Source organism: Haemophilus sp. HMSC71H05 (assembly GCF_001838635.1).
In the GTDB taxonomy this organism is placed as follows: domain Bacteria; phylum Pseudomonadota; class Gammaproteobacteria; order Enterobacterales; family Pasteurellaceae; genus Haemophilus_D; species Haemophilus_D parainfluenzae_R.
In genome coordinates, this window is the sequence record NZ_KV838026.1 from 17,787 (window position 1) to 40,999 (window position 23,213).

General features: G+C 38.7%; 23 protein-coding genes and 1 riboswitch. Of the genes, 12 read left to right on the forward strand and 11 right to left on the reverse strand.

Translation table 11 applies throughout. From position 1 onward, the window contains the following. Positions 1 to 2: 2 nt before the first annotated feature. The 7 genes from HMPREF3279_RS01480 to HMPREF3279_RS01510 form a co-directional block, all read right to left on the reverse strand. Positions 3 to 761: an SDR family oxidoreductase gene (locus HMPREF3279_RS01480; protein WP_070867843.1), complete on the reverse strand. Its 759-nt coding sequence runs from the start codon at positions 759 to 761 to the stop codon at positions 3 to 5. A gap of 23 nt (positions 762 to 784) precedes the next feature. Beyond that, on the reverse strand, positions 785 to 2,221 hold the full coding sequence (gene trpCF / locus HMPREF3279_RS01485; protein WP_070867844.1) for a bifunctional indole-3-glycerol-phosphate synthase TrpC/phosphoribosylanthranilate isomerase TrpF: 1,437 nt from the start codon (positions 2,219 to 2,221) through the stop codon (positions 785 to 787). 41 nt (positions 2,222 to 2,262) lie between these two features. Next, the gene (gene trpD, locus HMPREF3279_RS01490; protein ID WP_070867845.1) at positions 2,263 to 3,264 is read right to left on the reverse strand and encodes an anthranilate phosphoribosyltransferase; all 1,002 of its coding nucleotides are present in this window, start codon (positions 3,262 to 3,264) and stop codon (positions 2,263 to 2,265) included. Between the two features lie 11 nt (positions 3,265 to 3,275). After that, positions 3,276 to 3,662: a tautomerase family protein gene (locus tag HMPREF3279_RS01495; protein WP_005629316.1), complete on the reverse strand. Its 387-nt coding sequence runs from the start codon at positions 3,660 to 3,662 to the stop codon at positions 3,276 to 3,278. Positions 3,663 to 3,671: 9 nt separating this feature from the next. Further along, positions 3,672 to 4,256 carry an aminodeoxychorismate/anthranilate synthase component II gene (locus tag HMPREF3279_RS01500; protein WP_070775849.1) on the reverse strand — a complete coding sequence of 195 codons (585 nt, stop codon included), beginning with the start codon at positions 4,254 to 4,256 and terminating at the stop codon, positions 3,672 to 3,674. Between the two features lie 12 nt (positions 4,257 to 4,268). Further along, positions 4,269 to 5,819, reverse strand: coding sequence for an anthranilate synthase component I (gene trpE, locus HMPREF3279_RS01505; protein WP_070867846.1), 1,551 nt, complete (start codon positions 5,817 to 5,819; stop codon positions 4,269 to 4,271). 202 nt (positions 5,820 to 6,021) lie between these two features. Beyond that, positions 6,022 to 6,603, reverse strand: coding sequence for an FMN-dependent NADH-azoreductase (locus HMPREF3279_RS01510; RefSeq protein WP_070867847.1), 582 nt, complete (start codon positions 6,601 to 6,603; stop codon positions 6,022 to 6,024). A 260-nt stretch (positions 6,604 to 6,863) separates the two neighbouring features. On the opposite strand from HMPREF3279_RS01510, the gene thrS reads away from it, so the two are divergent. The 6 genes from thrS to rplT all read left to right on the forward strand — a co-directional run bounded on the left by thrS (position 6,864) and on the right by rplT (position 12,161). Continuing rightward, entirely contained in the window at positions 6,864 to 8,795 is a 1,932-nt protein-coding gene (thrS, locus tag HMPREF3279_RS01515; protein ID WP_049373418.1) for a threonine--tRNA ligase, read from the forward strand. A gap of 97 nt (positions 8,796 to 8,892) precedes the next feature. Further along, positions 8,893 to 9,768, forward strand: a complete 876-nt coding sequence (locus tag HMPREF3279_RS01520; RefSeq protein WP_070867848.1) for a hypothetical protein — start codon at positions 8,893 to 8,895, stop codon at positions 9,766 to 9,768. A gap of 71 nt (positions 9,769 to 9,839) precedes the next feature. Further along, positions 9,840 to 10,658 carry a D-hexose-6-phosphate mutarotase gene (locus HMPREF3279_RS01525; protein ID WP_070867849.1) on the forward strand — a complete coding sequence of 273 codons (819 nt, stop codon included), beginning with the start codon at positions 9,840 to 9,842 and terminating at the stop codon, positions 10,656 to 10,658. A gap of 145 nt (positions 10,659 to 10,803) precedes the next feature. Beyond that, positions 10,804 to 11,346 (forward strand): translation initiation factor IF-3, encoded by a 543-nt coding sequence (infC, locus tag HMPREF3279_RS01530; RefSeq protein ID WP_080351268.1) that lies wholly within the window; start codon positions 10,804 to 10,806, stop codon positions 11,344 to 11,346. 197 nt (positions 11,347 to 11,543) lie between these two features. Continuing rightward, positions 11,544 to 11,741: a 50S ribosomal protein L35 gene (gene rpmI / locus HMPREF3279_RS01535; protein WP_005596065.1), complete on the forward strand. Its 198-nt coding sequence runs from the start codon at positions 11,544 to 11,546 to the stop codon at positions 11,739 to 11,741. Between the two features lie 66 nt (positions 11,742 to 11,807). Next, a complete protein-coding gene (rplT, locus tag HMPREF3279_RS01540) occupies positions 11,808 to 12,161 on the forward strand; it encodes a 50S ribosomal protein L20 (RefSeq protein ID WP_005596075.1) in 354 nt (117 codons plus the stop codon). 242 nt (positions 12,162 to 12,403) lie between these two features. Here the strand turns inward: rplT and dxs are convergent, their stop codons facing one another. The 3 genes from dxs to xseB all read right to left on the reverse strand — a co-directional run bounded on the left by dxs (position 12,404) and on the right by xseB (position 15,466). Further along, positions 12,404 to 14,257, reverse strand: coding sequence for a 1-deoxy-D-xylulose-5-phosphate synthase (gene dxs / locus HMPREF3279_RS01545; RefSeq protein WP_070867850.1), 1,854 nt, complete (start codon positions 14,255 to 14,257; stop codon positions 12,404 to 12,406). A gap of 69 nt (positions 14,258 to 14,326) precedes the next feature. Beyond that, positions 14,327 to 15,220, reverse strand: a complete 894-nt coding sequence (ispA, locus tag HMPREF3279_RS01550) for a (2E,6E)-farnesyl diphosphate synthase (protein WP_070867851.1) — start codon at positions 15,218 to 15,220, stop codon at positions 14,327 to 14,329. A 3-nt stretch (positions 15,221 to 15,223) separates the two neighbouring features. After that, the gene (gene xseB / locus HMPREF3279_RS01555; protein WP_005696153.1) at positions 15,224 to 15,466 is read right to left on the reverse strand and encodes an exodeoxyribonuclease VII small subunit; all 243 of its coding nucleotides are present in this window, start codon (positions 15,464 to 15,466) and stop codon (positions 15,224 to 15,226) included. 167 nt (positions 15,467 to 15,633) lie between these two features. Between xseB and thiI the strand changes: the two genes are divergently transcribed. Beyond that, complete coding sequence (thiI, locus tag HMPREF3279_RS01560) at positions 15,634 to 17,085, forward strand: tRNA uracil 4-sulfurtransferase ThiI (protein ID WP_070867852.1); 1,452 nt, start codon at positions 15,634 to 15,636, stop codon at positions 17,083 to 17,085. Between the two features lie 34 nt (positions 17,086 to 17,119). Here the strand turns inward: thiI and yvcK are convergent, their stop codons facing one another. Then, positions 17,120 to 18,064 (reverse strand): gluconeogenesis factor YvcK family protein, encoded by a 945-nt coding sequence (yvcK, locus tag HMPREF3279_RS01565; protein ID WP_070867853.1) that lies wholly within the window; start codon positions 18,062 to 18,064, stop codon positions 17,120 to 17,122. Between the two features lie 157 nt (positions 18,065 to 18,221). Then, positions 18,222 to 18,363, forward strand: a riboswitch (molybdenum cofactor riboswitch). On the opposite strand from yvcK, the gene moaA reads away from it, so the two are divergent. From moaA to HMPREF3279_RS01590, 5 genes are all read left to right on the forward strand, one after another. Then, a complete protein-coding gene (gene moaA / locus HMPREF3279_RS01570) occupies positions 18,352 to 19,365 on the forward strand; it encodes a GTP 3',8-cyclase MoaA (protein ID WP_049355725.1) in 1,014 nt (337 codons plus the stop codon). (Overlaps the previous riboswitch by 12 nt.) An 88-nt stretch (positions 19,366 to 19,453) precedes the next feature. Further along, complete coding sequence (gene moaC / locus HMPREF3279_RS01575; protein WP_070592470.1) at positions 19,454 to 19,936, forward strand: cyclic pyranopterin monophosphate synthase MoaC; 483 nt, start codon at positions 19,454 to 19,456, stop codon at positions 19,934 to 19,936. A gap of 1 nt (position 19,937) precedes the next feature. Further along, complete coding sequence (moaD, locus tag HMPREF3279_RS01580) at positions 19,938 to 20,183, forward strand: molybdopterin synthase sulfur carrier subunit (RefSeq protein ID WP_005625813.1); 246 nt, start codon at positions 19,938 to 19,940, stop codon at positions 20,181 to 20,183. Continuing rightward, complete coding sequence (gene moaE, locus HMPREF3279_RS01585) at positions 20,184 to 20,636, forward strand: molybdopterin synthase catalytic subunit MoaE (RefSeq protein WP_005631888.1); 453 nt, start codon at positions 20,184 to 20,186, stop codon at positions 20,634 to 20,636. 250 nt (positions 20,637 to 20,886) lie between these two features. Next, entirely contained in the window at positions 20,887 to 23,178 is a 2,292-nt protein-coding gene (locus tag HMPREF3279_RS01590; protein WP_070867854.1) for a YadA family autotransporter adhesin, read from the forward strand. The last annotated feature ends 35 nt before the right edge of the window (positions 23,179 to 23,213 follow it).

A 23,213-nucleotide genomic window follows, 5' to 3' on the forward strand; every position in this document is an offset into this window, starting at 1 on the left:
TGTTATTTTTGAATTCTTGCGACATTAAGTGGTGCAAAGGTTTGAGCAGTTGGCATCACTTCAATGCGATTAATATTGACATGTTCAGGTTGTTGATTGAGCCATAGAACAATATTAGCAATATCTTGTGGACTGACATATTCCACATTTTCATAGAGTTTTTCTGCTCGGGCATCATCACCTTTAAAGCGAACATTCGAAAATTCAGTTCCACCACAAAGGCCGGGTTCAACATTGGTCACGCGAATTTGTGTGCCTGCAAGATCGGCTCGAAGATTTAAACTAAATTGTTTGATAAAAGCTTTAGTGCCACCGTATATATTGCCACCTGGATAAGGATAGGTGCCAGCAATTGAGCCTAAATTAATAATATGGCCTGAATTACGTTCTACCATTTGTGGTAACACAAGACGTGTGATAGTGACGAGTCCTTTAATATTGGTATCAATCATTTGCATCCAATCGTCTAAATTCGCTTTATCTGCACTTTCTAAGCCTAATGCTAATCCTGCATTATTCACCAATAAATCAATGGATTGCCAACTAGCGGGAAGAGAATGGAACGCATCTTCTGTTGCTTGGCGATCTGAAATATCAAAGGCAAGAAAATGGAAGTTATCACCTAATTCTTGTTGTAATTGTTCCAAACGAGCTACACGGCGTCCCGTACCAATTACACGATAGCCATTTTCAATGAGTGTGCGACAAATTGCCGCACCAAATCCGGCAGTTGCGCCAGTTACTAACGCTGTTCTTTGCATAATACTTACCCTTAGCAATCAGATTAATTTGACAAAATCGTCTTAAAAACTGACCGCACTTTTTCGCTATCTTTCACGCCAGCGGCAGTTTCTACACCAGAATTGAGATCAACCCCTAAGCAACCTTGCTTAATGGCTTGTTCAATATTGTCAGGTGAAATGCCACCAGCCAAAATAATTTTGTGTTTCAAGTTTTCAGGAATGAGTGACCAATTAAAGGTTTTTCCTGTGCCACCTTGTTGATTAGCAGATTGGCTATCGAAAATATAGCGAGTGATATTTAAATCATCCGTAAAATCAACCGCACTTTGTGCTTCAGTATCTACTGAAATAGCTTTCCAAATTTGAGTTTTCTCAGGCAGTTGGTGACGAAGTGCAGTAATAAATTCAGCGGTTTCTGAACCGTGTAGCTGAACGGCATAAAGCTGCAATTGTTTAGCGATTTTTACAATAAAATCAATTTCTTGATTCTGGAACACGCCAACAAAACGAAGTGGTGATGCTGTCAGTAATTCTTGGGCTTGACGTAGGCTCACACAGCGTTTTGAATGTTCGACGAAAATTAAGCCGCCGTATAATGCTCCGTTTGCGTAAACCTCTTTGACATCTTGTGTGCGAGTTAAGCCGCATACTTTATTTTCTCCAAAAATCACTTCACGCACAGCATTATTTAAATCTGCGCTGCCCATTAGGCTACTGCCGATTAAAAAGCCATGTGCCACCTTTTGCAAATCACGAATTTGGCTGTGATTATAAATCCCAGATTCGCTGATAATACGTGCATCAGCAGGAATACGATCGGCATATTTTTGTGTGAGTTCTACCACGCGGTTTAAATCAACAGTGAGATCGTGAAGATTACGATTGTTGACGCCGATAATTTTTGCACCTAATGCAAGGGCACGCTCAAACTCTTCTTCGTTGCTGGTTTCAGTCAATACACCCATGCCGAGAGAATGCGCCAGATCAGCTAGTACGCGATAGGTTTCATCATTCACCACTGAAAGCATCAATAAAATAGCATCAGCTTGATAGTGGCGCGCGAGATAAACCTGATATTCGCTGATCATAAAATCTTTGCACAATACAGGTTGTGAGACAACGTCACGTACTTGCGGCAAATAGTCAAATTTACCTTGGAAGTATTTCTCATCCGTTAGCACTGAAACAGCTGATGCGTAATGCTTATACACATTGGCGATTTCATCTAAATTAAATTCATTACGAATTAATCCTTTAGAAGGGGACGCTTTCTTACATTCCAAAATATAAGCGGGCTTTTGATGTGTGCCTTTAGCCAACGCATCATAGAAAGAGCGGTCAGATTTTTGAATGTTTTCTTTAAATTGTGAAAGCGGAAATTCAGCTTCCTTTGCTTTAACCCATTGTGCTTTGTCTAAGACGATTTTTTGCAGTACCGTCGCAGAGTCAATTGGTTTGGTGAAATCTTGCATGATCATAATATTTCTTCTTATTGTGGCTTATCAAATCAGCCTTTATCTTAATATCTTGTTAAATGTTGTAATGTATAAAACGCTTTGCCTGATGCAAGATGAGCCAATACATTTTGAACATTTTGTTTTAAGTCATCATGACCAAATAATTTCAACAATAATGCCACATTCGCCGCTACCGCATTAGCGTGTTCAGCTTTACCTTTACCTTGCAAAAGTGCGGTCAGATATTGGGCATTTTCTTGCGGTTCGCCACCACGTAAACTTTCTAAAGATTGTGTTTTTAAACCAAAATCTTCAGGTGTTAAGGTGAAGTAGTCAATTTTGCCGTTTTTAATTTCAGCCACTTGAGTTTCACCGTGTACAGCGACTTCATCAAGACCTGCACCATGCACAACAAAAGTATGTTGATGACCTAATGCAACAGCAGTTTCTGCATAGGTTTTTACTAATTCAGGGGCATACACGCCAAGCAAATGATAAGTTGGGCGAGCTGGATTGATTAATGGACCTAAAATATTAAAAAGCGTACGTGTTTTTAATGCCGCACGAACAGGGGCAACATGTTTAAACCCACTGTGATATTGTTGAGCAAATAAGAAACATACCCCAATATCATCAAGTGCTTGACGAGCTTGTTCTGGCGTGACGTTGACATTCACCCCGAGAGCAGTTAATACATCACTGGCACCTGATTTGCTTGATACACTGCGGTTACCGTGTTTGGCTACTTTGGCACCCATAGAGGCTGCAACAATCGCACTCGCCGTAGAGATATTAATCGTGTTTTGACCATCACCGCCAGTACCCACGATATCAGCAAAAGGGTAGTTTGGACGAGGGAATGATTTGGCATTTTGCAAGGAGGCCGATACCGCACCACTTAATTCATCAATAGTGGCACCACGTACTTTTAACGCAATCAGCATGGCAGCGATTTGTTCATTATTGAGTTCGCCTTGCATAATGGCATTAAAAATGACCGCACTTTCTTCTTTGTTAAGTGTTTTTCCGTTGTAAAGTTGTTCTAATAATTGAGCCGTTTGCATAATCTCGTCCCTTATACGTAAATATCGTAATCTAAATCGCGTGCTTCATCGCCTGTCATACCACGGAAGCCCCAGCAGTGTGCTGGTTGTTCTTTAATCGTAATTTCAACGTTGTGAGATTTAATCCCAATTTTGTATTCTAGTTCGCTGAAGAGCATTTTGATTAAACGTTTTTTTGTACCTTCCATACGACCTTGCATTAGGTTAATTTCAATAACGGTGTAATCATCGTTACGATCGATAGGATAAAGAAAATCTTCTTTATCTAAACATAAAAAACGAATCGCATGCTTTCCGCGAGGGATGTCTAAACCAAGGTTTAAACAGTTATAAATTACTTCAGCAATATCTTGACGACGAGGTGCAAGCACTTCTTTTAATCCATATACGGTAATCATTTTTCTTCCTTAATCTCTGTTTAATAACCATTCCACAGATTGTTGTAATAATTTCGAACCTTGTACAGTGAGAATACTTTCTGGATGGAATTGGAAAGCACAAATTGGCAAGGTTTTATGACGAATTGCCATTACGATACCATTGTAATCGGCATTGACAATAAATTCTTCAGGCAGATTTTTGCCCATTAAAGAGTGATAACGTGCCACTGGCATTGGGTTGGCAATATCTTTGAACATGGCTTGGTTATCGTGTTGAATGCGCGATACTTTACCATGTAATACTTCACCTGCATGTACAACCTCTCCACCAAAGGCTTGGATAAGCGCTTGATGACCTAAGCAAATCCCGATAATGGGCACATCATTTTTTAAACGTTCAATGAGTGGAAGTAAGATGCCTGCTTCTGCCGGAGTACCTGGTCCTGGAGAGAGTGCAAGAATCGTATCGGGTGTATTTAATGCTTCTTGTACCACTTGTTCTAAATTGGTGTCATTACGATAAATTTTTACGTTATGCCCAAGCACACGGAATTGATCCACTAAGTTATACGTGAATGAATCAAAATTATCTAAAAAGAGAATATTAGCCATAATTTATCGTCCTTATTTTGCTTGGGTATTGATTTGTTTAATTGCTTTAAGCACTGCAGCCGCTTTATGGCGAGTTTCATCCGCTTCCATTTGTGGATCTGAATCCAATACTTCGCCACAGCCTGCTTGAATATGCGCAATGCCATTTTGAACAAAAGCAGAACGAATCACAATACAAGTATCAAAACGACCGTCAGATGTAAGATAGCCAACCGCACCGCCATAGCTGTGGCGTTTTTGCTGTTCAAATTGATAAATTAACTGCATCGCTTTAATTTTAGGTGCGCCAGTTAAGGTACCCATATTCATACAAGCTTGATAAGCATGTAAGGCATCAAGTTCAGGACGTAATTTACCCACTACGCGAGAAACTAAATGCATGATGTGCGAATAGCGATCCACTTGCATTAATTCGGCGACTTTACGTGTACCGCTTTGGCACACGCGAGCAATGTCATTACGCGCTAAATCTACCAACATTAAATGTTCAGCTTGCTCTTTATGATCAAGGCGTAATTCTAATTCCAAACGTGCATCTAATTCTGGATCAATATTACCATGTGCATCAAAACCACGCGGGCGAGAACCTGCAATTGGATAAATTTCTAATTGGCGATTGTCCGGTGCATATTTCAATGCACTTTCAGGTGAGGCACCGAATAAAATGAACTCCTCATCGTTCATGTAGAACATATAAGGGCTTGGATTGTTAAGTTTTAATTGTGCGTAGCTCGCAAGAGTATTCGGGCAAGCTAATGAAAAACGGCGGGATGGTACGATTTGGAACACATCACCAATATTAATGTGATGTTTTAACGCTTTAACGATACCTGTAAATTCAGGATCTTCAAAGTTGGTGCTAACCTCATCACTTGCTGCTTTAATTGAAAGTACGCCATCAATATTTTTTAATTTTTGTGCAATAGAAAGTGCCGTTTTCGCGACTTCTACTTGTTCTTCTTGACTAAAACAGAAGCTTTTTAATGTGGCTTGTTGGCTTTGATGATCGATGGTAATTAAGTTTTCGGCGAGATAGAAACTGTAATCTGGGCAGCGAATACCATCATCTTTTAATTCAACACCTTGCATTGGAATAAAATTTGCCACCAAATCATAAGCAAATAAACCACCCAAAAAGACTGGTGTGCTACTATGTTGATAATGGCTAGAAATTACACGAAGACCATCGAAGATTGTCGCGGCTTGTAATTTACTGTCTTCATCTAATTGATTATCGAGCGGTGCAAATTGCACAGAAAATTCATTATCAAAATTGACCGCACTTACGGTACCGAGTTGGCTTAACACTGGATGAATTTCATTTAACACTTGTTTTCCGTTCGCATTTAGTGCTCTAAAAGTCACTTGATTGCCTAAACAAGTAATTTTAACGGCAGCATTAATTAGAATAAGGCTCTGTAAGCTATTTTTACTGCCGATTTCAGCAGAGTCGAGGAGAAGAGAATTTGAGTTCTGTTGGCAAAGCGTATTAAAAATTGCGGTGGTGTCGGCATAATAGGGAACCGGTTGAGAGGTCACCGCAATAAAAGGGGTATTTTTCATAATCAATCCTGTATTCTGAACTTTTGCACTATTAAACTAGTACATAATGCATAAGTCAAGAAAATAATCAAAAAATTGGCGTGATTTTACAATATTTTTTTAATTTTTAACCAAAGATATTAAAAATAGAGGAAGTTGATTAGAAAAAAGCCATTTCGAGGCATATCTCAAAATGGCTTAATAGAGGGAGCTGATTCAGCGATTAGAGAGCAGCAACGATCTCATCAATTTTATTTCTTGCTGAACGTTGTGCGTTTTCAATTGCCTCAGCGCCTAATCCGATACCTTTTGCATAAGCAAACTGAACATCGGTAATGCCAACAAAACCTAAAATCGCTTTTAAGTAATTTGTCACATTGTTGTTTTCATCATACATGCCACCAAAGCTCGCTAATACAATCGCTTTTTTGCCTTGAAGTAAACCTTCAGGGCCATTTGCGGTGTATTGGAAAGTTACACGAGGGCGAGCGATAAAATCAAAATAAGATTTAAGTTGTGTTGGGATGCCTAAGTTATACATTGGTGCACCAATTACGATGATATCCGCTGCTTTTAATTCAGCCACTAATTCATCAGATAAGGCTAAAAGTGCATTTTCTTCTGCTGTTTTAGGTTCACCACGTACCGCAGTTGCTGCCGTTGCACCAAAATGGGGAAGGGGTTGCGCTGCCAAATCGCGTACTACAATGTTGTGACCTTTTAATTTTTCAATGGTGTAATCGGCTAATTTATTGCTTTGAGAGTTATCTGCAAGGATGCTTGATTTTAATACTAATACGTTCATAGAGTTTCCTTTAATTTGTGTCTATCAAAAGTGCGGTCATTTTATCGGAAATTTTGAATAGATAAAGTAACTATCAGGAAAATCATTGTTTACTCATTGGAAAGAATTCAGCGAGATATTAACAAGTGTGGTGGAAAGTGCTAAAATTCTCCGTCGCACTTGGTTTGCTCGATAGTGGGAGTGAATGAAAGTGCGGTTTGTTTTTAATCATTATTTGCATGTTGCCTTTCGTATGGGCGACCACTGTATAAGGAAAAATTATGCCTATTATTACTTTACCGGACGGTTCTAAACGTGAATTTGATCGTCCAGTTTCTGTGTTAGAAGTGGCTCAAGATATCGGAGCCGGTCTTGCCAAAGCAACCATCGCTGGCCGTGTAAACGGTGAACGTCGTGATGCCTGTGACATCATCAATGAAGATGCCAACCTTGAAATTATTACGGCAAAAGATGAAGACGGTTTAGAAATTATTCGTCACTCTTGCGCACACTTGCTAGGTCACGCAATCAAACAATTATTCCCAGATGTCAAAATGGCAATCGGTCCAACGATTGAAAATGGCTTCTATTATGACGTGGATTTAGACCGTTCTTTAACGCAAGAAGACATTGATGCTATCGAAAAACGTATGCTTGAATTGGCGAAAACCAATTATGACGTCATCAAAACTCCGGTAAGCTGGCAAGAAGCAAGAGATACTTTTGAAAAACGCGGTGAGCCATACAAAATGGCTATTTTAGATGAAAACATCGAACGTACCGCAACGCCTGCGCTTTATCATCACGAAGAATACATTGATATGTGTCGTGGGCCACATGTGCCGAATATGCGTTTCTGTCAACACTTCAAATTAATGAAAGTTGCAGGTGCGTACTGGCGTGGTGATAGTAAAAATAAAATGTTACAACGTATCTATGGTACGGCTTGGGCTGATAAAAAACAATTAGCGGAATACTTAACTCGCTTAGAAGAAGCGGCAAAACGTGACCACCGTAAAATCGGTAAAGCGTTAGATTTATATCATATGCAAGAAGAAGCACCGGGTATGGTGTTCTGGCATAACGATGGTTGGACAATTTTCCGTGAATTGGAAACCTTCGTACGTACAAAATTAAAAGAATACGATTATCAAGAAGTGAAAGGTCCGTTTATGATGGACCGTGTGTTATGGGAAAAAACAGGTCACTGGCAAAACTACGGCGATTTGATGTTTACTACACAATCAGAAAACCGTGAATATGCGATTAAACCAATGAACTGCCCAGGACACGTTCAAATCTTTAACCAAGGTTTAAAATCTTACCGTGATTTACCGATCCGCATGGCGGAATTTGGTTCTTGCCACCGTAACGAACCATCGGGTTCTTTACACGGTTTAATGCGTGTTCGTGGATTCACTCAAGATGATGCACACATTTTCTGTACTGAAGACCAAATTGAAAGCGAAGTAACTAGCTGTATCAAAATGGTTTACGACATTTACAGCACTTTCGGTTTCCAAAATATTCAGGTGAAATTATCTACTCGTCCTGAAAAACGTATCGGTGCAGATGATATGTGGGATCGCGCAGAAGCGGGTCTTGCGGCAGCATTAGCACATAACGGTCTTGAATATGAAATTCAAGAAGGTGAAGGTGCATTCTATGGTCCAAAAATTGAGTTTGCATTACGTGACTGCTTAGATCGTGAATGGCAATGTGGTACTATCCAATTAGACTTTGCATTACCAGGTCGTCTAAATGCGTCTTATGTGGCAGAAGACAATGATCGTCGTACACCGGTTATGATTCACCGTGCGATTTTAGGTTCGATTGAACGTTTCATCGGTATTATTACCGAAGAATATGCGGGTTTCTTCCCTGCATGGTTAGCACCAGTTCAAGCGATTGTGATGAACATTACAGATAGCCAAGCAGACTACGTTCAGAAAGTGGTGAAACAACTTTCTGATGCGGGATTACGCGTTAAAGCAGATTTACGTAATGAAAAAGTTGGCTTTAAGATCCGCGAACACACCTTACGTCGCGTACCTTATATGCTAGTTTGCGGTGATAAAGAAATCGCTGAAGGCAAAGTGGCAGTACGTACCCGTAAAGGTGCCGATTTAGGTACTTTCACCATTGAAGAGTTTGCTGAAATCTTAAAATCCCAAGTTAGACAACGTGAGTTGAAATTGTTGGGTGAAGAGTAATTAATCTATAAAATCGGTACACTAAAAAGTGTGCCGATTTTTTTATATTTTATAAAATTGCGAGTAGTAATTTTTATCATAGGATTGATAATTAGAAATGACAGTAATTTCCATAGATGATATTCGAAAAATTGATGATCAATTAATTTCTCAAAATGTTTTAATTCATCAGAGACCTTTCCAGACCACATTAGAGTGGATGCGTTTAAATAAGATTCAAGGAGATATATCCAGTTTCTATAAACAAGTGGAAGATATATATCAGAAACTTTATCCTCGACAAAAATTTAGTATTCCTAATTTGTTAATTGGTGGTATTGCTTTTAGAGATCAAATATATATAACTAGAATACCGGTTATCTATGGAATGGCAGGGATTAACCTATTTGATTTTGTTGATATTGATCCTTCTGAGTTAGCATTAATGCATAATGTCTATTTTGAACAATATAAAAAAGCGGTATTTTCCATTTGCGATTTATATGATATAGCCTTTGGCATAGATGATATTCTTAAAGAAAAAGAATCTAATGAAATCCTGGTGTATTGGTTAGAAATGATTTTGTCTTCAACTATGTCTGCAGCATTTGCTTTATCGGAGAATATTAATCTTGCTAATGCAATTCAATCATCACTACTTTCGGTAGAGTTAGCTGCTAAATCTAGTTTAATGTACTTAGGTTGTGACGCTAACTATATAAAATCCTTAGGGCATTGTAGGAAGATGATTAAAGAAAATCTAATTTCCTACAAGATAATAGATGAAAATGATGATTTTTTTGAAATATATTATTCATTACCTAAATATGTTGATTCAAGATATAAGCCTCAGAATCTTAGTAAACAAGAATTGGTAAATATAGCAATTAAATCACAGTTTTTAGTATCTGAAATAATTAGAAAAATTAGTAAGAGAAATCTAGCAGAGTCCATACAGTTAGAACAAGAGTTTACTAGACCTTCTTTAAAATAAAAGTAAAAGTGTATTAACAAACCCAAATTCATCTTTCTTCTATATAATAGCCTTATCACAAGGAGGCGAATATGACAGCTCAAATACAACAATTAACACCAGAATTAACTTTAGAACGTATCAATGAAATCCTTGTTTTAACTTTAAATCACCCAGTGGGTTCTGCTCGAATTGCATTACAAGGGGCACAGCTATTAAATTGGCGACCTAAAGGGGCAGAGCAGGATGTCTTTTGGTTAAGTGAGATTGAACCTTTCACACAAGGCGTTGCAATTCGTGGTGGTGTACCGCTTTGTTACCCTTGGTTTGGTGGCGTTAAACAACCTTCACACGGTACAGCGCGTTTACGTTTGTGGCAATTAAGTGATTATGATCTGCAAGCGAATGAAGTGCGGTTAGAATTTTCGCTCTTTTCTGAATATGGTGTGATTGAAGCCCAAATGAAAATGGAATTTACCGATAAATGCACAATGACTTTAACGCATTTAGGGCAAGAGCCTGCTCAAGCGGCATTACACAGTTATTTTAATATTGGTGATATTTCACAAATTGAAGTCCAAAATTTACCAAGCCGTTGTTATGACTCATTACAAGGTAAACATACAGATGTTCCTTCAACTCGTAAAATTGAACAAGGCGTCGATTGTATTTATGCGTTAGAGGAAGATAAAACATTCTTGGTGGATAAGGCATTTAATCGACGTATTCAAATTACCCATCATCACGCAGATTCAATTGTGCTATGGAATCCTTGGGAAAAAACACCAAGTGCAATGAAAGCAGATGGATATCGAAATATGGTGTGTATTGAAACTGCAAGATTAGAAAAATTACTTCAATTTGGTGAAAGTATTTCTGCTGAAATTAGTGCTTTACCAGTTGATATTTAAAGGAATAGAAATCCTTGTTGCATAAACGTGGCAAATACTATAAAATTTTGCCCGTTTTTTGTTTGTTTTTATAGCAAATGATTGAAGAAATCTTCTGTTTTAAATGCAGTGGGTTTTATCTTAAATAAATAGAAGGAATAACATTATCAAAACCGTAAAAAAAGCTCCGGCAGCTAACCGCCCGAATCGCATTAACGATGAAATTCGAGTAAAAGAAGTTCGTTTGATTGACCAAGATGGTGAACAAGCGGGGATTGTATCGATTCAACAAGCCTTAGATATGGCAGAACAAGCAGCGCTTGATTTAGTTGAGATCAGTCCGAATGCCGAACCACCGGTTTGTCGTATTATGAACTACGGCAAGTTCCTCTATGAAAAGAGCAAAACCGCAAAAGAACAGAAGAAAAAACAAAAAGTTGTACAAGTGAAGGAAATTAAATTCCGTCCAGGTACTGATGAAGGTGACTACCAAGTTAAATTACGTAGCTTAATTCGTTTCTTAGAAGATGGTGATAAAGCGAAAATTACCGTACGTTTCCGTGGTCGTGAAATGGCTCACCAAGATATCGGTTTAGACGTGTTAGAACGCGTTAAAAATGACTTAGCTGATATTTCTGTTGTGGAATCTGCACCGGGTAAATTAGAAGGTCGCCAAGCGGTAATGGTGTTAGCACCTAAGAAAAAATAATTTTTTATTTAGATCTAATCTAGATAATCGAATTTTCACTTCGGTGAGAATACAACTGCACATTGGGCAAACTACGCAGCCTAATTGCTTTTGGAGAAGGCAATTCAATTTGCCATATTGGAATAATTAGTGCCTACAAGTAATCTTCGGATTCGCCTAATTATGTGTTTAACTTAAAATGCGGAGTTATTTTAACAATGCCTAAAATTAAAACAGTACGTGGTGCTGCTAAGCGTTTCAAAAAAACAGCTTCTGGCGGTTTCAAACGTAAACAATCTCACTTACGTCATATTTTGACTAAAAAGACAACTAAACGTAAACGTCATTTACGTCATAAATCAATGGTTGCGAAAGCAGACCAAGTTTTAGTAGTAGCTTGCTTACCATACGCATAAGCCGTTATTTAAGCAAAACGTACGATTAGTTAAATTAGTTAAAAATATTACATAGGAGATTAAATAATGGCTCGTGTAAAACGTGGTGTTATTGCAAGAGCACGCCATAAGAAAGTTCTTAAGGCTGCTAAAGGTTATTATGGTGCACGTTCACGCGTGTATCGCGTTGCTTTCCAAGCGGTGATCAAAGCTGGTCAATACGCATATCGTGACCGTCGTCAACGTAAACGTCAATTCCGTCAATTATGGATTGCACGTATCAACGCTGCGGCTCGTCAAAATGGTTTATCTTACAGCAAATTTATCAACGGCTTGAAAAAAGCGTCTGTTGAAATCGACCGTAAGATCCTTGCTGATATCGCTGTATTCGACAAAGTAGCGTTCGCTGCATTAGTTGAAAAAGCAAAATCTGCACTTTAATTTTTAAAGTTTAGATTCAAAAATTAGGACGCTGAAAAGCGTCCTTTTTTATTACCTCCAAAAAAGAAAAAACCGCTACTCAAAACTTGAATAGCGGGGAGGTCTTAATTATAAGAAACTTCAAAAAGATAACTGCAATATGCAGTGCACTAGCAATGTATCAGACTGTGTGTTTTTGAAATAGTTCGATATTTTTGAAAAAATATTTAAAAAATATCAAAATTAAACCAAAATGAACGAATTTAGCCCTTTATAAAGGTAATAATTTGCTCTTCAATCCCTTTTTCATCTAATTTAATTTCAGCAAGCGCTTCTTGTTGTGTGCCTTGCGGAATAAAGATATCAGGTAAACCTAGTTGTAAAAGTGAGCTTGTTTTTCCATGAGAATTTAGCACTTCTGAAACAGCAGAACCTGCACCACCTTGAATTGCATTTTCTTCTAATGTCACAATGACATCATGGGTATTTGCCACTTCTAGAATACGAGCTTCATCAATTGGTTTCACAAAGCGCATATCGACAACAGTCGCATTGAGTTTTTCTGCCACAGATAAAGCAGCTGGTAAGAGAGTACCAAAATTCAGAATCGCGATTTTTTCACCTTGATGAACCATTTTTGAACGACCAATTTCTAATTCAGCAAGTGGGGTTAATTCTACGCCGATTGCATTTCCACGCGGATAACGTACCGCAGCAGGTTTACCACATTTATAACCGGTATAAAGCATTTGGCGGCATTCATTTTCATCACTTGGTGTCATAATGATTATATTCGGAATGCAGCGCATAAAACTTAAATCAAACGCACCTTGGTGAGTTTGACCATCAGCACCTACGATACCTGCACGATCGATGGCAAAGAGAACAGGTAAGTTTTGAATAGCAACATCGTGAATAAGCTGATCATAAGCACGTTGTAAGAAGGTAGAATAAATGGCCACAACAGGTTTATAACCGCCAATTGCAAGACCGGCTGCAAAGGTAACAGCATGTTGCTCAGCGATGGCTACATCAAAATATTGTTGTGGGAATCGTTCTGAAAATTCAACCATGCCAGAACCTTCACGCATTGCAGGTGTGATGCCCACTAATTTATCGTCTTGTTCTGCCATTTCACATAACCAATCACCAAAGATTTTTGAATAGGTTGGTTTGGCATTTGATTTAGGAAGTTGGCCGCTTGTTGGGTCAAATTTTGGTACGCCATGGAAACCGATCGGGTCTTTTTCTGCAGGCTCGTAACCTTTCCCTTTTTTGGTTTTAATGTGTAAGAATTGCGGCCCTTTGAGATCGCGCATATTGCTTAAGGTAGCAATTAATTCGTCAATATTATGCCCATCAATAGGTCCAATATAGTTAAAACCGAGTTCTTCAAAGAGCGTACTTTCTGGCGAGAACATCACACCTTTCATGTGCTCTTCAGTTTTCTTCATAAAGTTTTTAACAGTCGGTACTTTATCTAAGATTTTTTTACTGCCGTCACGAACCGTTGAATATAATGAACCAGAGAATATACGTGCAAGGTGGTTATTTAATGCACCGACATTTTCAGAAATCGACATTTCATTGTCATTTAAAATGACCAACATATCAGTATGCAAAGAACCCGCATGGTTTAAGGCTTCAAATGCCATCCCTGCAGTGATTGCACCGTCACCAATCACACAAACGGTTTTACGACCCGCATTTTCACGTTCTGCGGCAACAGCAATACCCAGTCCTGCACTGATTGAAGTGGAAGAGTGTCCAACACTTAATACATCAAACTCACTTTCTTCACGCCAAGGGAAAGGATGAATACCGCCTTTTTGGCGAATGGTGGACATTTGATCACGACGACCCGTCAAAATTTTGTGTGGGTAAGCTTGATGGCCGACATCCCAAATTAATTGATCAAAAGGGGTTTTAAAAATGTAGTGCAGTGCAACCGTTAATTCAACGGTACCAAGACCAGATGCTAAATGACCACTGGTTTGACTAACGGATTCCAACAGATAACTCCGTAACTCCTGACAAAGTTGCGGAAGCTGATCTTTATTCAAAAGACGCAAATCTTCCGGCGAATTAATTAAGGATAAAAGAGGATAGTTGTTCATATATTCGTTAGTCCTAAAATGTGAAAAAAGTGACCGCACTTTGAAAAATCAAAGTCAGTGCTGTCACCATTAACTTTTACGATTGACAATAAATTCAGCTAATGCACGTAATGCAGTGGTATCAAAAGGTAAATTGTCTAATTCATGTAAGGCGGTTTGATAGAGTTCTTGTGCTTTTTGTTTCGCGCCCTCTAATCCTAACAGCTTTGGATAAGTGCTTTTATCTAAATCTAAATCAGATCCCACCGGTTTACCGATTTCCGCACTGTCACCTTCAATATCTAAAATGTCATCTTGTACTTGGAAAGCTAAACCAATAGCTTGTGAATAACGTTCTAGTTGTTGCCCTAATTCTTTGTTTTCAAAGTGAGGAGAGCAAATAAAACCCATTTTTAATGCGGCCGTTAGCAATGCACCAGTTTTATTGCGATGAATAAGTTCTAATTCGTCTAAATTAACTTGTTTATGCTCAGAAATTAAATCTAAACTTTGCCCTAAACACATGCCTTGTACGCCAGATGCTTGAGCCAATACTTTCACTAATTGCAATTTTTGTTCCGCAGAAAGAGAAGGGGCTTCAGTAAGAATTTCAAAGGCAAAAGTTTGTAATGCATCGCCAGCTAAAATAGCCGTCGCTTCATCAAAAGCAATATGACATGTTGGTTGACCACGACGAAGTTCATCGTTGTCCATGGCAGGCAAATCATCATGGATTAAAGAATAAGCATGGATAGATTCAATGGCTGCGGCGGCGTAATCTAAAGCGGGCATTTCTGCGCCCAGCATTTCTCCCGTTGCATAGACAAGGAAAGGGCGAACACGTTTGCCGCCTAGTAATAAGCCATATTTCATGGCATCACGCAAAGGGGCATTATAAGAGTCAATTTCTTCAAATTGATTGGCTAAAAACTGATTAATACGATCTTGAACTTGTTTAAGTTCAGTGCCGAATTGATAACTCATGGATTACTCGTCCCCTTGATAATCACTTAATGGAGCGGTTTCGCTTTTTTGTAACAAAATTTGAATACGTTGTTCTGCTTGTTGTAAGCGTTCTTGACCAAGTTGAGCCAATTTAATACCGTTTTCAAATTCTTTCAGTGCATCTTCCAATGGTAATTCACCGCTTTCAAGTTTTGTCACAATCGTTTCCAATTGTGCAAGTGTTGTTTCAAAATCAGGTTCAGCATTTGCTGGTTTACGCGCCATTAAATTATCCTTTTCAGATGAATAAATTGCTCCGTATTGTACTTGATTTTTATAGGGATGTTAAAAACTTATTTCAAAGTGCGGTCAGTTTTTCGTGAGAATTTGAACTTTGTGGGATCTGGAATTTAGCGTACAATACGGCCATTTTTTATTATTCACAGATTATTATGAAATTTATCGTTAAACTTTTTCCTGAAATTATGATTAAAAGCGAAACCGTGCGTAAGCGTTTCGCGAAAATTTTGACCTCAAATATACGTAATATTTTACAGAAATATGATGAAGAAACAGCGGTTGTTCGTCATTGGGATTACATCGAAGTGCGGTCAAAAAATGAAGCCAATCGTAAAGAGTTGATTGCGCTTTTACAACGCATTCCGGGGATTCATCATTTTTTAGAAGTGGAAGAAAAACCGTTTACCGATTTACATCATATCTTTGAGTTGACCTTAGCGGATGTCGCTGCTCAACTAGAAAACAAAACCTTTTGTGTACGCGTAAAACGTAAAGGGAAACATGATTTCAGTTCCATTGAAGCAGAACGTTATATCGGTGGTGGTTTAAATCAGCATATTGAAAGTGCAAAAGTACGCTTAAAAAATCCTGATGTGACGGTGCGTATTGATATTGAAGATGACAAAATGATGCTGGTAAGAGCTCGTCATGTTGGCTTAGGAGGTTATCCAATTGGGACGCAAGAAGATGTGCTTTCATTGATTTCAGGTGGCTTTGACTCAGGCGTATCCAGTTATATGCTCATTCGCCGTGGTTCACGTGTGCATTATTGTTTCTTCAATTTAGGTGGTGCAGCCCATGAAATTGGCGTGAAACAAATGGCTTACCATATTTGGAATCGCTATAGCTCATCTCATAAAGTCCGCTTTATTGCCATTCCTTTTGAAGGCGTAGTGGGCGAGATTTTAGAGAAAGTCGATAACGGCCAAATGGGCGTCGTGTTAAAACGAATGATGGTGCGTGCTGCAAGTAAAGTTGCACAACGTTTTGATATTCAAGCTATCGTTACCGGCGAAGCACTCGGACAAGTTTCGAGCCAAACTTTAACCAATTTGCGTTTAATTGATGAAGCTGCAGATGCATTAGTATTACGTCCACTTATTACTCATGATAAAGAACAAATTATCGCAATGGCGAAAGAGATCGGTACCGATGATATTGCTAAATCAATGCCGGAATTCTGTGGGGTGATTTCTAAAAATCCAACGATTAAAGCAGTACGTGAAAAAATTCTTGAAGAAGAAAATCATTTTGATTTTGGCGTATTGGAAAGTGCGGTTGAAAATGCACAATATTTAGATATTCGCCAAATTGCAGAAGAAACAGAGAAAGAAGTGGTAGAAGTGGATACCATTTCAGTGCTTGGTGAAAACGATATTATTTTAGATATTCGTAGCCCTGAAGAGACAGATGAAAATCCATTTGAATCAGATGAGCATCAAGTGATGCAATTGCCGTTTTATAAATTATCTTCACAATTCGGTTCATTAGATCAAAGTAAAAACTATGTGCTTTACTGTGAACGAGGCGTGATGAGTAAACTGCAAGCGCTTTATTTAAAAGAAAATGGTTTCACGAATGTGAGAGTATTCGGGAAAAAATAAGCAAAAAATGACCGCACTTTAACGTGCGGTTTTTTTATTCGTAATCTAATTCACCCACTAATTCATCGATAGCTTTAGCAAGTAATGTCCGATCGTGACGATAGCTGACATCATCTGCATTTAAACGTTTAGCTAAGATTTTAACAGAAGAAATGGCTGACAAATCTACCGCACTTTTTTCACGATAAGGGGTAATGACACCATCAATGACGGGTTCGCCAACAATTTCATGAATTTTCTGAATGCGATCAGACAAGGAAAGCTGAGAGGCGGCGCCAATTTCCATTCCTAAATTATCTATAAAAATCACTTTCGCTTTGCTGTTACGAAGGGCAGTCGCTAATTCAGGTAGCAATAGTGGCGGCATAATGCTCGTCATGAAACTTCCAGGTCCAAGCAAAATGACTTCCGCTTGCTCCAATGCTTGGATGGCTTCTTGTGCCGCCTTAACCATGGGCACTAAGAAAAGTGATTGGGGTAATTCTGTTAAATTATCAATGCTTACTTCACCTACAATACTGGAGCCAGAACCTAAACTCGCGGCAAGATGAACAGGTTCTTCTGACATGGGAATAATGTGAGATTTTACTTTGAGTAATTCACGAATTAAGTTAATGGCTTCAATAGGGCGAATATGCATATCTTCTAAGGCTTTGAGCATTAAATTGCCTAAATTATGGCCAGAAAGTTCACCTTCGCCAGTAAAGCGGTATTCAAATAATGCAGATGCCGTGCTTGGCTCAATGATGATTTGGTTTAAGCAATTACGTAGATCGCCCCATGCAATACCACCTCGTTCTTGGCGAATGCGACCCGTTGAACCGCCGTTATCTGTGGTGGTGACAATACCGGTTAAACGCTCTTTCATAAAACTAAGCGCCGATAATACACGCCCTAATCCATGACCACCACCAATGGCAACAATATGTTTGATTTCGTCTAAATGTTCATGACGGCTGTGACGAGATAAATCAGACATTCTTCTTCCTTTTTTACCTATAAATAATTATAAAAAATAATGTTATATATTTTTTTATATAAGTTAATGCTGTTATTTTTATCAATATAGTCGGGTTATTCTACCAAATTATTGCTATTAACCGCTTGCTTTTATTACAATACCAACACAATTTATTTTTAACGCATAACTCCGAGCTTGTTTAGCCTAAGTTTCACAAGAAATATGGTGGCAAGCCAATAACGCGGTACGTTATTCAGGGATACGCTGGAAACGGTTTATCCTCTCCATATTTAGAAAGGTGTAAAATGCAATCCATTCCTATTAAAAACGTAGGAGAGTCTCGCTTAGTCGATCCTTTCCAACGCCAATATTACTATCTACGACTGTCGATTACCGATCAGTGTAACTTTCGTTGTACCTATTGTTTACCTGATGGTTATCAACCTGAAGCTAACAAACCAAGTTTCTTAACTTTAAAAGAAATTACCCATCTTGCTCAAGCATTTGCTGAAATGGGCACAGAGAAAATCCGTTTAACGGGTGGAGAACCGACTTTACGCAAAGATTTTATTTCTATTGCTGAAAGCATTGCTAATATTGATGGAATCCGTCAATTAGCCGTCACGACAAATGGCTATCGCATGGCAAAAGATGTGGCTGATTGGAAGAAAGCAGGGATTACGTCTATTAACGTCAGTGTTGATAGCTTAGATCCGAAAATGTTCCATCAAATTACAGGCATCAATAAATTTGATGACGTGATGCGTGGTATCGATCGTGCATTTGAAGTGGGCTACAACAAAGTTAAAGTCAATTCAGTTTTGATGAAAAATTTGAATGACAAAGAGTTTGAACAATTCCTTGTTTGGGTGAAAGATCGCCCAATTCAAATGCGCTTTATCGAACTCATGCAAACGGGCGAAATGGATAGTTTCTTTGATAAATTCCATCTTTCAGGACAAGTATTAGCGGATAAATTGCTGCAAAACGGTTGGCAATTACAACACAAATCCCATACTGATGGTCCTGCGAAAGTATTCACGCATCCTGATTATGCAGGCGAAATTGGCTTAATTATGCCTTATGAGAAGAATTTCTGCGCAAGCTGTAATCGTCTCAGAGTGTCAGCGAAGGGCAAACTTCATCTCTGTTTATTCGGTGAAGAAGGCATTGAATTACGTGATTTATTGCAATCCCATGAACAGCAAGATATTTTGCAAGCACGTATTTTTTCTGCATTGCAAGGTAAGCGTGAACATCATTATTTGCATATCGGTGATAGTGGCGTAAGAAATCATTTAGCCTCTATCGGTGGCTAAAAGAAAATAGGTGAATTTTGCTATTCACTTATTTTGCTTTTGTCACACATGTAAAACATTCAATATTTTAACCGCACTTTATTTTATTATGACTACATTTACGCATATCAATTCTCAAGGCGAAGCCAATATGGTGGATGTTTCTGCAAAGGCAGAGACCGTTCGTGAAGCTCGTGCTGAAGCCATTGTTACTATGTCAAAAGAAACCCTTTCCATGATCGTGGAAGGCAAACATCACAAAGGTGATGTATTTGCTACAGCACGTATTGCAGGTATTCAAGCTGCAAAACGTACTTGGGAACTTATCCCGCTTTGCCATCCCTTATTACTTTCTAAAGTAGAAGTGAATTTAGAACCGTTACTTGAAACTAATCAAGTTCGCATTCAATCGCTTTGCAAATTAACCGGAAAAACCGGCGTAGAAATGGAAGCATTAACGGCGGCGAGTGTAGCAGCTTTAACCATTTACGATATGTGTAAAGCCGTACAAAAAGACATGGTGATCGAGCACGTTCGCCTGTTAGAAAAGCGCGGTGGAAAATCTGGTCATTTTATTGCGGAGGAAAAATAAGATGTTAAATGTTTTATTTTTTGCTCAAACTCGTGAATTAATTGGGGAAGATTCAATTCAGCTTGAAGGCGATTTTGCAACAGCGGAAGCGGTGCGTGAACATCTTGCTCAAAAAGGTGATAGATGGGCGTTAGCGTTAGAAAAAGGCAAGCTTTTAGTCGCTATCAATCAAACTTTGATGCCATTAGAAAGTGCGGTCAAAAATGGCGATGAAATTGCGTTTTTCCCACCAGTAACAGGGGGCTAAATGACGGATATTCAAATTTCAGTGCAAGAACAACCTTTTGATCAAAATGCCGTTTACCAATGGCTTTCTGAGCAACATTCGGTTGGCGCAACAGTTATTTTTGTGGGCAAAGTACGCGATCTTAATTTAGGCGATGAGGTATCCAGCTTATACTTAGAACATTATCCCGCCATGACAGAAAAAGCCTTACGTGAAATTGTAGAACAGGCGAAAGCTCGTTGGGATATTCAGCGAGTATCTGTAATTCATCGCGTGGGACTTTTGCATACTGGCGATGAAATTGTTTTAGTCGGCATCAGCTCTGCTCACCGAGGTGACGCCTACCACGCTAATGAATTTATTATGGACTTCTTAAAATCCAAAGCCCCGTTCTGGAAAAAAGAACAAACCAATCAAGGCGAACGTTGGATTGAAGCAAGAGAGAGCGATAAAGAAGCGTTAGAGAAGTGGTAATTCAATATAAAAAACATGGTCATTTTTATGGCCATTTTTTATTCCTGTAAAAAAGTGTAACTGCATTTTGGTATATTATGTGATGATTTGTAAATTTCTTTATTTTTCAATGAGAAATACTGTTTTATTGAATGATATGTAAAATAATGTAAATTTAGTATTCATTGTAATAAATATTGTATTATACTTGTGCGGTATTGTTCAGGGTTATTTGTACTTGAATATAACTATATACAATAGGAAATTAATTATGAATCATGTTTTTAAAATTATCTGGAATACAGTAAACCAATGCTGGATTGCTGTTTCAGAACTAAGCAAATCTGTGGGTAAATCATCTCAAATAGACAAACGTAAAGCATTAAATGTAATTATTGGAGCTGCAGTTTTAGCGGGTGTAAGCACAACCGCAATGGCTGAAACCAATGTGGTATCAAATGATCAGGGAAATATCGTTGGTGGTATTGGTGCGAGCGCTCTTGGTGGAACTGGTACAACAGGAAATTCTGTTGTTTTAGGTAATAAAGCTAAATCTGAAATAACTGAGAGCGTAGTAATTGGTGGTAATACTACAAATACAGGACGTTGGTCAGTAACTTTAGGTGATAAAGCTGATGGTAATTCTCAATATGGCGTGACGATTGGTAATAGAGCCTATAGTGGTAAAGGTGCAAACGCAATTGCTATTGGCTTAATGGCTAAAACTTCTAATGAGAAAGCGGGTGGAAATAGCCAAACTGCTGTAGGGGTGGCATCTTATGCTGATGGTGAAGGGGCTTCAGCCTTTGGTGCAACAGCAAATGCAACAGGTGCTCTAGCAACCGCTGTTGGTCGAAACTCGAAAGCTCTTGCAAAAAGTGCATCCGCATTGGGAGATAGTGCATCAGCTTCAGCATGGGGCGCAACAGCATTAGGTGTAGGCGCATCGGCTAGAGCAGATAATTCTATTGCTGTGGGTTCAGCTGCAGTCACTGAAGGACGAGAATCAACAGCATTAGGACGTCGTTCTTATGCTGGTGCTCAAAGTGCGACGGCTCTAGGTACCTTAGCTAATGCAAGTGCAATCGTTTCGACCGCTGTAGGTAACGATGCGAAAGCAAGTGCTATTCAGGCTTCAGCATTAGGTAATGGCGCAGAGGCTAGTGGCGGAAGCTCAATGGCTTTAGGTGCTAAAGCAAGGGCCTCCGGTAGTGATGCATTGGCATCTGGCTCTAATGCGAGTGCGTCATCAGATAATTCAATTGCTATTGGTAAAGATAGCCAGTCTTCAGCTATTAATGCTATCGCAGTTGGACAAGCAAGTAATGCCTCTGCAGTTAGCGCTATTGTGATTGGTACACAAGCAAAAGGTACGCATGAAAACTCTGTAACATTAGGTTCTTATTCAAGTAGTGCAGACAATAATTTTGATCAGACAGCAAAAGCCTTATCTTCTTTTGACGATAAGGCGACAGGTACAACAGTTAATTACAATGGTACTTCTTCAACTCAAAAAGGCGCAGTATCTGTCGGTGATGGAACACTTGTTCGTCAGATCCAAAATGTAGGTGCGGGTCGAATTACTGCTACTTCAAATGATGCGGTAAATGGTAGTCAGTTATATCAAGCATATTACAATGCAGGCTTTAACATTCAAAACAATGGTACAGAAACATCACGTATTAATACCCATGGCAAAGTAAATTTTGTGAATGGTGAAAATACCGAAGTTGTTGTAAAAGATGGTGAGAATGCAGCAGAAATTAAAGTGAATGCAAAAGACACTTCAGCATCAGTTGAAGCAGGCTCAGATGCAATTACTGTAACAGTGGGCGAACCAACCAAAGTTACTGGAAAAGACGGTGTAACTGTAACTACAGTGACCAATTATAAAGTGGATCTTTCACAAAAAACTAAAGATGAAATTAAAAATGCGGCGGGTCGTGGATTTAACGTGACTGCAAGTGCATCTGAAGGTACTGTTGTAAATGAAGTAACAGAAGAAACGGTTCAATCTACAGCAACAAAAATGGATAAGTTAACACTTGATGCGGGTAAAAACATTAAATTAACCCACAAAAAAGGCAAAGTGTTAAGTGTTGCGGTATCTGATACGCCAACATTTACAAATGTCACAACAACCGGTGATATCAACGTTGGTGGTACAGTCCATGCACACGGTGGCTTGGATGTTCACAATAATCGTATTGTGAATGTGGCTGATCCTAAAGACCCAACTGATGCAGTAAATAAACGTTATGTTGATAATGCAGTGAAAAACATTAATAACAACATCAATCGTTTAGACAATAAAATTGATCACGTTGATCGTCGTTTACGTGCAGGTATCGCAGGTGCGACAGCGATTTCTTTCTTACAACGTCCAAATGAAGCAGGTAAAAGCTTAGTTTCTGTTGGTGTTGGTGGTTATCGCAATGAAAATGCATTAGCGGTTGGTTATGGTCGAAATTCTGATAACAACAAAATTTCGATTAAAGTTGGTGCAAGTATCAATACCCGCAGTGATGTAAACTGGGGTGGAAGCATCGGTTACCAATGGTAATTATTTGATAAAAAGGCAGAGTAAAATCTGCCTTT

Bases quoted from the DNA above. Each gene is read 5' to 3' on its own strand.
- xseB (WP_005696153.1), bottom strand. From the start codon at position 15,466: ATGGCGCGTAAACCAGCAAATGCTGAACCTGATTTTGAAACAACACTT.
- ispA (WP_070867851.1), bottom strand. From the start codon at position 15,220: ATGAGTTATCAATTCGGCACTGAACTTAAACAAGTTCAAGATCGTATT.
- HMPREF3279_RS01500 (WP_070775849.1), bottom strand. From the start codon at position 4,256: ATGGCTAATATTCTCTTTTTAGATAATTTTGATTCATTCACGTATAAC.
- HMPREF3279_RS01480 (WP_070867843.1), bottom strand. From the start codon at position 761: ATGCAAAGAACAGCGTTAGTAACTGGCGCAACTGCCGGATTTGGTGCG.
- rplT (WP_005596075.1), top strand. From the start codon at position 11,808: ATGGCTCGTGTAAAACGTGGTGTTATTGCAAGAGCACGCCATAAGAAA.
- moaA (WP_049355725.1), top strand. From the start codon at position 18,352: ATGCAATCCATTCCTATTAAAAACGTAGGAGAGTCTCGCTTAGTCGAT.
- moaE (WP_005631888.1), top strand. From the start codon at position 20,184: ATGACGGATATTCAAATTTCAGTGCAAGAACAACCTTTTGATCAAAAT.
- trpE (WP_070867846.1), bottom strand. From the start codon at position 5,819: ATGAAAAATACCCCTTTTATTGCGGTGACCTCTCAACCGGTTCCCTAT.
- rpmI (WP_005596065.1), top strand. From the start codon at position 11,544: ATGCCTAAAATTAAAACAGTACGTGGTGCTGCTAAGCGTTTCAAAAAA.
- trpD (WP_070867845.1), bottom strand. From the start codon at position 3,264: ATGCAAACGGCTCAATTATTAGAACAACTTTACAACGGAAAAACACTT.
- HMPREF3279_RS01520 (WP_070867848.1), top strand. From the start codon at position 8,893: ATGACAGTAATTTCCATAGATGATATTCGAAAAATTGATGATCAATTA.
- moaC (WP_070592470.1), top strand. From the start codon at position 19,454: ATGACTACATTTACGCATATCAATTCTCAAGGCGAAGCCAATATGGTG.
- HMPREF3279_RS01510 (WP_070867847.1), bottom strand. From the start codon at position 6,603: ATGAACGTATTAGTATTAAAATCAAGCATCCTTGCAGATAACTCTCAA.
- HMPREF3279_RS01525 (WP_070867849.1), top strand. From the start codon at position 9,840: ATGACAGCTCAAATACAACAATTAACACCAGAATTAACTTTAGAACGT.
- HMPREF3279_RS01495 (WP_005629316.1), bottom strand. From the start codon at position 3,662: ATGATTACCGTATATGGATTAAAAGAAGTGCTTGCACCTCGTCGTCAA.
- thiI (WP_070867852.1), top strand. From the start codon at position 15,634: ATGAAATTTATCGTTAAACTTTTTCCTGAAATTATGATTAAAAGCGAA.
- thrS (WP_049373418.1), top strand. From the start codon at position 6,864: ATGCCTATTATTACTTTACCGGACGGTTCTAAACGTGAATTTGATCGT.
- trpCF (WP_070867844.1), bottom strand. From the start codon at position 2,221: ATGATCATGCAAGATTTCACCAAACCAATTGACTCTGCGACGGTACTG.
- moaD (WP_005625813.1), top strand. From the start codon at position 19,938: ATGTTAAATGTTTTATTTTTTGCTCAAACTCGTGAATTAATTGGGGAA.
- yvcK (WP_070867853.1), bottom strand. From the start codon at position 18,064: ATGTCTGATTTATCTCGTCACAGCCGTCATGAACATTTAGACGAAATC.
- HMPREF3279_RS01590 (WP_070867854.1), top strand. From the start codon at position 20,887: ATGAATCATGTTTTTAAAATTATCTGGAATACAGTAAACCAATGCTGG.
- dxs (WP_070867850.1), bottom strand. From the start codon at position 14,257: ATGAACAACTATCCTCTTTTATCCTTAATTAATTCGCCGGAAGATTTG.